Below are 11736 nucleotides of genomic sequence, written 5' to 3' on the forward strand. Positions count from 1 at the left end.
CTTCCCCTTCGAGTTGGAACGGGTCACATCACGCGGCCGACGGGTCGCCGGCGGCGGCCCCGACGACCCAGAAGGTCTTCTCCGGCTTTCCGCCCAGCTGGCGCTTCTGGTCGTCGAGGCCCTTGACCTCGGAACCGCCGGCGTCCACCTCGCGGATGCCCTGCGCCCACATGAGCCGGAACACGGTCAGCCAGACGTACTGGGGAATGGCGGTGAATCCGGTACTGTCCTTGAAGAGCCCGGTCAGCCGCTCCCGGAAACGCATGGTCATGGTGCAGTAGAGGGCGGCCCGCTGCTCGCCGATCCGCTCCCCCGCGAAGAACATGGCGGGGAATTTCTCGCCGTCCTCGGTGACGATGTTGCCGAGGTACGAGAAGTAGTCCCGCTCGTTGTCGCCGCCCGGCTTCACGCGGACGATGGCGAGGTAGTCCTCGGGGGTGGAACCGACGACGGTGCCCTGTTCGCGGCGCGCCTGGAAATAGCTCTCGACGACGCCGCGGGCGCTCTCCTTCTCGGGCCCGGAGTAGTGGTAGGGCTCGATCTGGAAGGAGAGGTGCGGGTTGCGCTCCAGGAAGTTCTCGAAGCGCCGGTAGGCCATCTTGTTCTTGTTCTTGTACTTCCGCCGCTCCTCGCCGGCCAGCTTGGCGACCTGGAGCGTCCCGTCCTCGGCCTGGTCGAAGACCTCGTCCAGGTAGTAGACCCGGTTCGGGTAGGTCTCGTCCTCCTCCGGGGCACCGAGGTGCCAGGGGTCGGTGTCGATCCCGGTGAACCCGGCGCCCAGGAAGGCGTCGCGGTCCTCGGCCGACAGGTGCCGGACGTACACCGACTCCCGGGCCAGGCCGGCCGCGCGGACGGTGGCGATGAACTCCCGGACCGCCTCGATCCGGGTCGGGCCCTTCGGGGCGACGATGTGGAGGTGCTTGGCGACGTGCCCCTCCTTGCTGAAGTACCCGACCCCGAAGATGTTGGTCCCGTCGTGGTAGACGAGCCCGTTCGGGTACTTACTGCTGGCGCCGCGGAGATTGTATCCGTTCGCGTAGAGCATGAGGCCGATGTGGCCCATGGCGAACGATCCGTCCTTGTACTTCTGGATGATGTCGAAGGATTCCTCGACCGGGGTGATCCGCGGCCCGAAAATCTCCCTCAGACGGTCCTCGAATTGGTCCCGTTCGATCGCGAGAAGGCGCACAGGTATTCAACCTCCAACAGGCTCTGGAATGAATTCCCAGAAGCCCTGGTCAGTATGCGGCGAGCTTATCGTGTCCGGCTCGTGCAAGAAAGATGGGAATTGGAATTCCGGATGTTCCGCGGAATTTCTGCTCCGCGCGGTCACCGGCCGGGCAGCACCTCGGCCCGGGAGCGGCGCAGGGCCGGCGCGGGAAGCGCCTTGCGGTCGAGCTTGCCGATGGGGGTGAGCGGCAGTGCGTCCAGGGTGACGAACTGACCGGGCACCATGTGCTCCGGCAGGCTGTGCCTGAGGTGGTCCCGCAGCTGCTCCCCGGTCGGCGCGGAGGCGTCCGCCGGGGCCGTGTACGCCACCAGGCGGGGGCCGCCGGGAAGATCGTCACGGAGTACTACCGCAGCCTGTACGACACCGGGGCACGATGTCAACGCCTCTTCGATCTCACCGAGTTCGACCCGGAAGCCACGCACCTTGACCTGCGCGTCGAGCCGCCCGAAGTAGTCCAGCAGGCCGCTCTCCGGACGCCGGCGCACGCTGTCCCCGGTCCGGTACATCCGGGCGCCCGGCTCGCCGGAGAACGGGTCCGGAAGGAACCGTTCGGCCGTCAGCCCGGGACGGCCCTGGTAGCCGCGGGTGACCTGGGCGCCGCCGACGAACAGCTCGCCGGAGGTCCCGTCGGGCACCGGCCGCAGGTCCTCGTCCAGCACGTAGGCGTGCACGGCGGGCAACGGCGTGCCGATGGAGACCAGTTCGTCGTCCCAGTCCAGCAGGGTGGCGGCGGCCGACACGGTGGCCTCGGTCGGCCCGTAGATGTTGAACACCCGGGTCACCCCGCGCGCCCGCAGCTCGGCGAGCAGGGCCCTGGGCATCGCCTCGCCGCCGGTGAGGACGGCCTTGACGCGCGGTGGCGGGCCGCCCAGGGCGACCATCTGGGCCAGCGCGGACGGCACCGCGCACACCGCGTCCCCGGTCACCCAGCCGTCCGGCTCGACCAGCGAGAACACGTCCTGGGCCAGCATCACGTGGCCGCCCGCGTGGAGCGGGGCGAAGATGTCGCACACCGAGAAGTCGAAGGACGTGGGGCAGGTCGCCACCATGGTGACCTCGGCGACCGGCCCCAGCAGGGCCACCGCGGCGGCGACGAACTCGCTCATCGCCGCCCGGGGCACCAGCACGCCCTTGGGGCGGCCGGTGGAGCCCGAGGTGTAGATCACGTAGGCGAGTTGGTCGCCGATCAGCGGCGGGGCGTCGGCCGGCGGGGTCTCCGGCCCGTCGGGGCCGCCCCGCACCAGCTCCTCCAGGACGAGTTCGGGGCCGCCGTACGCCAGCGTGCCGGCGTGCCGCCGCTCGGCCAGCACCGCCGCGGCGCCCGAGTCGTCGAGCATGTAGCCGATCCGGTCCTGCGGGTAGGCCGGGTCCAGCGGGACGTAGGCGGCGCCCGCCTTGAGCACGCCCACCAGGCCGGCGAGCATCTCGGGCGTGCGGCCGGCGAGCACGGCGACCCGGCTCTCCGCCCCGATGCCGAGGGCCCGCAGGTGCCCGGCGACCCGGTCGGCCGCGGCCCCCAGTTCGCCGTACGTCCAGGTCCGCCCCTCGCCGGTGACGGCGGGCCGCCCCGGCTCGCGGACCACCCACCGCTCGAACGCGGCGACGACGTCGATGACCGGTTCAGCGCTCGGTGCCGGCACTGTGTCCTCCTCTGCTCGACATGACGTGAAGCTGGCGGGCCAGATAGGGCGCCAGCGCGCTCTTCGGGTGGGCGGCCACCTGCTCCGGCGGCCCGGCGGCGACCAGTTCGCCGCCGTTCTCGCCGCCGCCCGGGCCCAGGTCGACGATCCAGTCGCAGGCCGCCGCGAACTCGACGCTGTGCTCGATGACCACCGCGGTGTTGCCCAGGTCCACCAGGTCGTGGACGACCCCGAGCAGCACCTCCACGTCGGAGAAGTGCAGTCCGGTGGTCGGCTCGTCGATCAGGTAGAGCGTCCGGCCGTCGTCGCGGCGCATCAACTCGCGCGACAGCTTCAGGCGTTGGGCCTCGCCGCCGCTGAGGGTGGTGGTGTCCTGGCCGAGCCTGAGGTAGCCGAGCCCCACCTGGCAGAGCATCCGCAGCGGGTGGGCGACGGCCGGGATGTCCCCGAACGCCTCCAGCGCCTCGGCGACCTCCAGGTCCAGGGTCTGGGCGATGTCCCGCCCCCGGTAGGCGACTTCGAGCACCCGCGGGTGGTAGCGGCGCCCGTCGCAGGAGGGGCAGCGCACCGAGAAGTCCGCCAGGAAGAGCATCTCGATCCGGATGGTGCCCTTGCCCGCGCAGCGGTCGCAGCGCCCGCCCTTCTCGGTGTTGAAGCTGAACATCGCCGTGGACCAGCGGCGGCGGACCGCCTCCTCGGTCTTCGCGAAGAGCTTGCGGATCTCGTCGAAGATGCCCACGTAGGTGGCCGGCGTGGACCGGGAGGAGGCGCCGATGGACTCCTGGGTGACGGTGACCACCCGGCTGAACCGCTCCCAGCCGGCCAGCTCGGTGAACGGCCCGGTGGGGGCCCGCCGGTGGGTCAGGGCCTGTTCCAGGGCGGGCTGCAGGGTCCGGGTGATCAGCGAGCTCTTGCCGCTGCCGCTCACCCCGGTCACGCAGGTCAGCAGGCCCACCGGGATGGCGGCGTCCACCCCGCGCAGGTTGTGCAGCCGGGCGCCGCGGACGGTCAGCCAGTCGTCCCCGGGGCGGCGCCGGCCGGCCCGGGGCGAACCGACGACCAGCTCGCCGCGCAGGTAGGCGGCGGTCCGCGAGTCCGGGTGGGCGACGACCTCCGCCGTGGGGCCGGCCGCGATCACCAGGCCGCCCCGGGTGCCCGCGCCCGGGCCCAGGTCGACCAGGTGATCGGCGGTCTCCATGGTCTCCTGGTCGTGCTCGACGACCAGCACGGTGTTGCCCGCGTCGGCCAGCTGCCGCAGCAGCGCGATCAGCCGGGAGTTGTCCTTGGCGTGCAGGCCGATGGACGGCTCGTCGAGCACGTAGGTGACGCCGACCAGCCCGCAGCCGAGCTGCCGGGCCAGCCGGAGCCGCTGCCCCTCCCCTGCCGACAGGGTGGGCGCGGAGCGGTCCAGCGAGAGGTAGCCCAGGCCGACGTCGAGCATGAACGTCAGCCGGGTGCCGATCTGGACCAGCAGCTCCTCGGCGAGCTCGGCGAGGAAGGTCGTGGCGAGCTCGGCGCGGACGGCCTCCAGCCACTCGGCCAGCCGGGCCACCGGCAGCGCGTTCACCTCGGCGATGTTGAGGTCGGCCAGGCGCACCGCGAGCGCCTCGGCGTGGTGGCGGGTGCCGCCGCAGTCGGTGCAGCCGCGGGCCGCCATGAACACCTGGTAGAAGGACTTGCGCTCGGGCGAGTCCGCCTCGCGGAACAGCCGCTCCAGGTGCTGGGCCAGCCCGTCGAAGGGCTTGCGCTCCAGCTCCCGGGCGAGCGGCTCCGGCAGCGGCCGCGCGGTGGCGCCGGTGAGGACCAGCTCCCGCACGCCCTCGGGGAGCAGGCGCCAGGGCGTGTCCAGTCCGGCACCGGCGAGTTCGAGCACCGCGGGCAGTTCGCGCAGCGGCCACCAGGTCTTCTTGCTGCGGGTGCGGTCCCCGAAGAAGGTCAGTGCGCCGGAGCGGACGGAGGCCTCCGGGTCGCCGACGAGCAGCGCCGGGTCCACCTGGTAGGTGAAGCCGAGGCCCTGGCACTCCTCGCACATCCCGGCCGGGGAGTTGGGCGTGAACCAGTGCGAGGAGGTGGCGCGGGCCTCGGTGCCGCAGTCGGGGCAGATCCAGCCGGCCGTCAGGTGGCGGACGGTGCTGCCGTCGCGGCGGGCGACCAGCGGGCTGCCGTCGCGGTGCGCCGCCTCGACGGCCTGCCGGGCCCGGGCCAGGTCGTCCTCGCCCGGGGCGGCGGGCAGCAGCAGGACGCGCCCGCCGGGCTCGTCCTCGACGGCGGGCCGGTAGAGCTCCAGCGGCCCGGTGGCGGCGGCCTGCGCGAGCGCCCCGAGGTGCTCGCCGACGTCGCGCGGGTGGATGTGCTGCCCGCAGCCGCGGCACTCGTGCCGGCCGGCCCGCGCGAACAGCAGCCGCAGGCGGTCCGAGATCTCGGTGATGGTGCCGACGTTGGAGCGGGGGTTGCGGCTGATGGTCCGCTGCTCGATGGCGACGGTGGGGCTGAGGCCGCTGATCCACTCCACCGCCGGCTTGGGGACCTTGGGCAGCTTGCGGCGGACGTAGGCGGACAGGCTGTCCAGGTACTGCCGGTAGCCCTCGGCGTAGATCGTGTCGAAGGCCAGCGAGGACTTGCCGCTGCCCGAGACGCCGGTGAAAACCGTCACCCCGTGCCGCGGCACCGCCAGCTCCTCGATCCGCAGATTGTGCTCCCGGACTCCCCGGAGCACGATCCAGTCGCGCGGATCGGGTGCGGCGGGGGTCGTCCCGCCGCTGTGGTCGGCCTTGCTCAATGCGTTCTCCGGTTCTTCCTTGACTCGTTCAGTGGTGCGGGTGCGGCCCGCCGGCCGGCGGGTCGACGACCAGCCGGGCGGGGCGCAGGTATCCGGGCAGGAGGGTGCGCAGGCGCTTGGTGAGCGCCGCCGCGTCGGGGGCCGGGCCGGGGCCGCCCGCCGGCCGCAGGGCGATCCGGGCGGTCAGCACGCCGTCGGCGTCGAACTCGACGAGGGCGTCGGCGACTTCGGGCAGCGAGGTGAGCGCCCAGGCGCTCTCGGCGGGCCGGACGGTGTAGCCGGTCGGGTCGACCCGCTGGTCGGCGGCGGCGCCGAGGAGTTCCAGGCCGCCGTCCGCGGCCTCGCGGGCCAGCAGTCCGGTGGCGAGCTCACCGCCGGGCACCGCCGGTCCGCCGAGCCGCAGTTCGCCGACGGCACCGGGCAGCACCCGGCGCCCGGCGGTGTCCGCGGGCCACCGGTGCAGCGGGTCCGCCGTGTCGGCGGCCGGGGCGGCCAGGGCGGGTCCGCGGCCGCGGTCGGCTCCGGCCGGGACCGGCCACAGTTCCAGGCCCGCCGGGCCGACCGCGCGCAGCACCGCCGGCCCCGCGGCGCCGGCCGGGGCCTCCGGGAGCCGGCCGTGCCGGCCGGTGAGGACCAGGGTGCGCAGCCCGGCCGCGGCCCCGGGGGCCACCCGGTGCAGGGCTTCGGCCGGCAGGACGGCGATGTCCACGCCGCCCTGCGCCGGGAGGCCGTCCGGGGTGTCCGAGGGGACCACCGTCGCCCCGGCGCAGAGCGGCACCAGCAGCTCCAGCAGGGCGGTCGCGGTGCCCGCGGGGGCGGCGGCCAGCCAGCGGGCGCCCGGCCCGGCCTGGCACCGGTCGGCCCACAGCCGGGCCAGCGCGGCCAGCACGGCGGGCTCCAGCAGCACGCCGGCGCCGGTGTCGACGCCCCGGCCGTCGCGGAGCGCGGCGAGCAGCCGGGCGGCGGAGTCCGGGGTGGGCGCGACGTCGGCGAGCGGCAGTGGGCCGTCCGCCGGGGAGCCCTGGGGCACCTCGGCGACGAGCTGCCACAGCTCCCGGTAGCCGACCGGGCCGCCGGGGGTCTCCAGCGCCGGGTCCTGCGGCCGCAGTCCGGCGGTGCGGCGGACCGCCTCGGCCACGCCCTCGGCCGCGCCGGCGTCGGCGGCCGGGGCCGCGGGGAGGACGGGCGCGGGCGCGGCCGGCGCGTCGGTCGCGGCCTGCGGGTCGTCCAGGACGGCGGCGAGCAGGTCCTCGTACTGGGCCACCAGCCGGGCGGCGCCGGCCGCGGTGAACAGGTCCTCGGCGAGCACGAACTGCACGGTGAGGGTGTCCGGCTTCTCCACCAGCCGGACCTCGACGTCGAAGGCGCTGGACGCGGTGGGCTCGCCGATCCGGGCGAAGCCCACCCGGAGGTCCCCGAGGTCCGCGCCGGCGACGGAGTTCATCGCGTGCACGCTCAGGAACATCGCCTGGGTGAGGGGGTTGTGGCTGTCCTCGCGCCGGGGCCGCAGCCGGCCGGTGATCCGGTGCGCGGGCATGTCCGCGTGCTCCTGGGCCTCCAGGACCGCGCCGCGGGTGGCCGCCAGCAGGTCGGCGAAGGTGGTGCCCGGCCCGTCCGGTGCGGCGACGACGGCGATCATGTTGCCGAAGTCGCCGATCACGTGCTCCACCTCCGGACGGGTCCGGTAGGCGGTGAGCGTGCTGGTGGCGAACGCGGACTGCCCGGTGGCCCGGCGCAGCAGCAGGTGGAAGACGGCGGTGAGGGCCATGTACGTGGTCGCGCCGGCCGCGCGGCACAGCGCGCGCAGCCGTTCGGTGACGGCCTCGTCCAGGGGGAGGTCCAGGACCCGCCCGCGGAAGGACCGGACGGCGGGCCGGGGCAGGTCGGCCGGGAGGTCCAGCAGGGCGGGCAGGCCGCCCAGCCGGGACTCCCAGTAGCCGAACTCGGCCTCCATCCGGGCCTCGTCCATCCACTGCCGCTGCCACAGCGAGAAGTCGGAGTACTGCACCGGCAGCGGCGCGAGCGGGGAGGGCTTCTCGTCCCGGAAGGCCGCGTACAGCTCCCCCACCTCGCGCACCAGGACGCCGATCGACCAGTCGTCGAAAGCGATCTGATGGGTCGTCAGGGCGAGCAGCGCGGTGTCGTCGGAGGTGCGCAGCAGCAGCGCCCGCAGCAGCCGGCCCTCGGCGAGGACGAACGGCCGGGCCCGCTCCTGCCCGACCAGCGCGAGGGTCTCGGCCTCCCGCCGCTCCTGCGGCACCCCGCGCAGGTCGTGCTCGGTGATCAGCGGGCCGGCCGGGGGCTCCTCGGCGGCCTGGACGGCGGTGCGGCCGAGGACGTGGAAGCCGGTGCGCAGGATCTCGTGCCGGGTGACGATCTCGCGCAGCACCCGGTCCAGCAGGGCGCTGTCGAGCGGGCCGTCGAGCCGGAGCGTGGCGGCGACGTTGTACATCGGCGAGGCGGGCTGCAGCCGGCTGTTCCACCACACCCATTCCTGGGTGTAGGAGAGCGGGAAGAGGTTCATGACGCTCCCCTCCTGCTCCACCAGCCGGCCCAGCCGGTTGCGGTCCGCCGGGGCGAGGGCGGCGAGCTTCTCGGTCCAGCGCATCCGGTCAGCCCTCCCCGTCCGTCAGGGCGCCCAGCCGGGCCAGCAGGTCGTCCAGGCCGGCGTCGGTGCGGGCCACCGACCGGATGGGGCCGGGCGCCCCGGCGCTCTCCGCGTCGCCCTGCTGCTCGACGAGCTTGGCCAGCCCGGCGACGGTGCGGTCCTCGAACAGGGCCCGGACGGCGATCTCCGCGCCGAGCGCCTCGCGCACCCGGTGGGTGACCACGGTGGCCAGCAGCGAGTGGCCGCCGAGCGCGAAGAAGTCGTCGTTCAGGCCGACCCGCTCCACCCCGAGGACGTCCTCCCAGATGGCGGCGAGGGCCTTCTCCACCTCGGTGACGGGGGCGGCGTACGGCTCGTCCGCGTCCCGCTCGGCGGCGGGCGCCGCGGGCAGCGCCGACACGTCGACCTTGCCGGTGGGCAGCAGCGGGAGGGCGTCGAGCCGCACGAAGGCGGCGGGCACCAGGTGGTCGGGCAGGACGGCGCCCATGTGCTCGCGCAGTTCCCGGACGGTCGGCGCCGAGGCGCCGGCCGGCGTCCAGTGGGCGACCAGGCGCGGGTCCGCGCCGTCGGCGTCCTCCGCCCGCGGCACGCCGACCACGCAGTCCGCGACGCCGGGGTGCTCGCGCAGCCGGGCCTCCACCTCGGCGGGCTCCACCCGGAAGCCGCGGATCTGGATCTGGCGGTCGGCGCGGCCGCAGAACCGGACGGTGCCGTCGGGCAGGTAGCGGCCGAGGTCGCCGGTGCGGAACCAGCGGTCCGCCGGGTCGCCGGTGACCGGGCTGGTGAGGAACCGGGCCGCGGTCAGCTCCGGGTCCGCCGGGTAGCCCGCGGACAGGTGGGGCGAGCGGACGTGGATCTCGGCGAGCTCGCCCACGCCGGCCGGGACGCCGGCCGCGTTGAGCAGGACCAGCTGGGAGCCGGGGGTGCCGGGGCCGAGCGGGATCTCGGCCGCGGGCTCGCCGGCCGGCACCCGGTGGGCGCTCATCGCCTGCGGCGTCTCGGTCGCGCCGTAGAAGTTGACGCACACCACGTCCGGGTTGAGGGACCGGGCCAGGGTGACGTGGTGTCCGCGCAGCCGGTCGCCGCCGAAGAACAGGTGGCGCAGGGCCGGGGCGGTGCGCTCGGCGGCCCGGCCGCCGAGCAGGTACTCCAGGGTCGCCGGGGTCAGGTTGGCCACGGTGATCCGCTGCGCGTCGGCCCAGTCGGCGAACCGGCCGGGCAGCGCGGCGTGGTCGGGGACGCAGACGGTGGCGCCGAGCGCGAGCGGGACGAGGACGTCCCGCAGCATCGGGTCGTGGCCGGGGGCCGACAGCAGGGCGAAGCGGTCCTCGGCGGTGAGCGCGTACTCGTCCCGGTACCAGGCGGTGAAGTGCGCCAGCGGCCCGTGGGTGCCGAGCACCGCCTTGGGGCGGCCGGTGGAGCCGGAGGTGAAGGCCAGGTAGGCGGGCGAGCCGGGGCCGAGGTCGAGCGCCGGCGGGTCGGCGGGCAGCTCGGCGAGCTCGTCCCAGCAGGGCAGCACCGGCGTGGAGACGGCGGTCTCCCGGGCCCGGTCGAGGAGTTCGGCCGGGGCCTCGGCGCCGTCCGTGCGCACGAAGCCGCGCGGGGCGGCGAGGGCCGTCTGCTCGGCGAGCCGGGCGGCGGGCTCGGCGGTGTCCAGGACCAGGAAGGCGGCCCCGGCGGCGAGGGTGCCGAGCATGGCGCAGGCCAGTGCGGCTCCGCGCGGCCCGTACAGGGCGACGACGTCGCCGGGGGCGACCCCGTCGGCGCGCAGCCGGTGGGCCAGCCGGTGGGCGCGCTCGGCCAGCTGTCCGTACGTCCAGGTTCCGGCCGGCTCCTCGACGGCGACCCGGTCCGGCGCGGTGCGCGCCTGCTCGGCGAACGCCTCGGCGATGCCGCCCGACCAGCCGGCCGCGAGCGGCCGGGCCGGGTCCGGCAGCACCTCGCGGGACCGGTCGGTGACCAGGCTGTACGACGGGACGGGACGGTCCGGGTCGGCCGCGATCTGCTCGACGAGGGCGACGTACTGGTCCAGCAGCTGCCCGGCCCGCTCCTCGGTGAAGAGGTCGGCGTTGTGGACGAGCGTGAGGTCGCGGCCGTCGAGGCCCGCGTACAGCGTCAGGTCGAACTTGGCGCCGGCGTCCGGGACGTGCAGGAAGCTCGCGCTCAGGCCGGGCAGCTCCAGGCGCTGCTCGGCGAACGGGACCATGTTGAAGAAGACCTGGAAGACCGGGGTGCGGTCGAGCCGCCGCTTGGGCTGCAGGTCGATCAGGATCCGCTCGAACGGCAGGTCGCGGTCGGCGTAGGCGTCGTAGGCGGTGTCCCGCACCTGGGCGAGCAGGTCGCGGAAGGTGGGGGCGCCGGAGAGGTCGGTGCGCAGCGCCAGGGTGTTGACGAAGAAGCCGACCAGGGGCTCGATCTCGGACCGGGTGCGGCCGGCCTCGGGGATGCCCACGATCAGGTCGTCCTGGCCGCTGAGGCGGTGCAGCAGCACCTTGAAGGCGGCCAGCATGACGGTGAAGCGGGTGGCCCCGGACTGCTGGGCGACGCGGTTCAGCGCGTCGGCCGTCGCGGCCGGGACGGTGCGCTCGGCGCGGCCGGCCCGGAAGGTCCGCACGGCGGGCCGGGGCACGTCCAACGGCAGGTTGAGGTCGGGCAGTTCGCCGCCGAGGCGGGTGCGCCAGCGGTCCAGCTGGGCCGCGCAGGCGTCGCTCTCCAGCCACTCGGCGTGCCAGGCGGCGTAGTCGCCGTACTGGACCGGCAGGGCCGGCAGGTCCGCGGGGTGGCCCTCGGTCAGCGCCCGGTAGTGGGCGGCGAGTTCGTCGGCGAGGACGGACACCGACCAGCCGTCGGCGACGATGTGGTGCAGGGTGAGCAGCAGGACGTGCTCGTCGTCGCCGGTCCGCAGCAGGGTGGTGCGCATCAGCGGGTCCGCGGCGAGGTCGAACGGGGCGGCCGCCTCGGCCTCCGAGCGGCGGGCGACCTCGGCGGTGCGCTCCGGCTCGGGCAGGTCGCGCAGGTCGTGCCGGACCAGCGGGACGTGCCGCTCGGCGTCGACGCGCTGGCGGGGACGGCCGCCGTGGTCCTCGAAGGAGGTGCGCAGCACCTCGTGCCGGGCCACGATCCGGTTGACGGCCTGCTCCAGCAGCCCGGCGTCGAGCGTGCCGGTCAGCCGGACCGCCGCCGGCATGTGGTACGAGGGGTTGCCGGGCTCCATCCGGTCGAGCAGCCACAGCCGCTCCTGGACCGGCGAGGCCGGGTGGGTGCCGTCGGCGCGGCGCGGCACCGGCCGCGGCCCGTCGGTGGCGGTTCCCGCGGCCAGGAAGGCGATCAGCTCACCCTTGTGCGCGGTGATCTCGGCGCGCAGCCCGTCGGGGAGTCCCCCGGCGGGGGCGCTGTACCGCAGTTTTCCGTCCTCCACCCGCAGGTGGATGTCCTGCTCGCGCAGGCGGGCCAGCAGATCGATCAGCGACATGGTGCG

General features: G+C 74.9%; 5 protein-coding genes. All 5 read right to left on the minus strand.

The annotated features are described in order from the left end of the window. Positions 1-28: 28 nt before the first annotated feature. Positions 29-1189, minus strand: a complete 1161-nt coding sequence (locus ACIGG8_RS32585; protein WP_350523429.1) for a hypothetical protein — start codon at positions 1187-1189, stop codon at positions 29-31. Between the two features lie 140 nt (positions 1190-1329). After that, a complete protein-coding gene (locus ACIGG8_RS32590; RefSeq protein WP_396552277.1) occupies positions 1330-2871 on the minus strand; it encodes an amino acid adenylation domain-containing protein in 1542 nt (513 codons plus the stop codon). After that, positions 2852-5650 carry an excinuclease ABC subunit UvrA gene (gene uvrA / locus ACIGG8_RS32595; RefSeq protein WP_396552278.1) on the minus strand — a complete coding sequence of 933 codons (2799 nt, stop codon included), beginning with the start codon at positions 5648-5650 and terminating at the stop codon, positions 2852-2854. Before uvrA ends, ACIGG8_RS32590 begins: the two co-directional genes overlap by 20 nt. A 28-nt stretch (positions 5651-5678) precedes the next feature. Beyond that, on the minus strand, positions 5679-8258 hold the full coding sequence (locus ACIGG8_RS32600; protein WP_396552279.1) for a condensation domain-containing protein: 2580 nt from the start codon (positions 8256-8258) through the stop codon (positions 5679-5681). 4 nt (positions 8259-8262) lie between these two features. Then, complete coding sequence (locus tag ACIGG8_RS32605) at positions 8263-11730, minus strand: amino acid adenylation domain-containing protein (RefSeq protein ID WP_396552280.1); 3468 nt, start codon at positions 11728-11730, stop codon at positions 8263-8265. Between the last annotated feature and the right edge of the window lie 6 nt (positions 11731-11736).

The organism is Kitasatospora sp. NPDC085464 (assembly GCF_044541955.1).
GTDB lineage: Bacteria > Actinomycetota > Actinomycetes > Streptomycetales > Streptomycetaceae > Kitasatospora.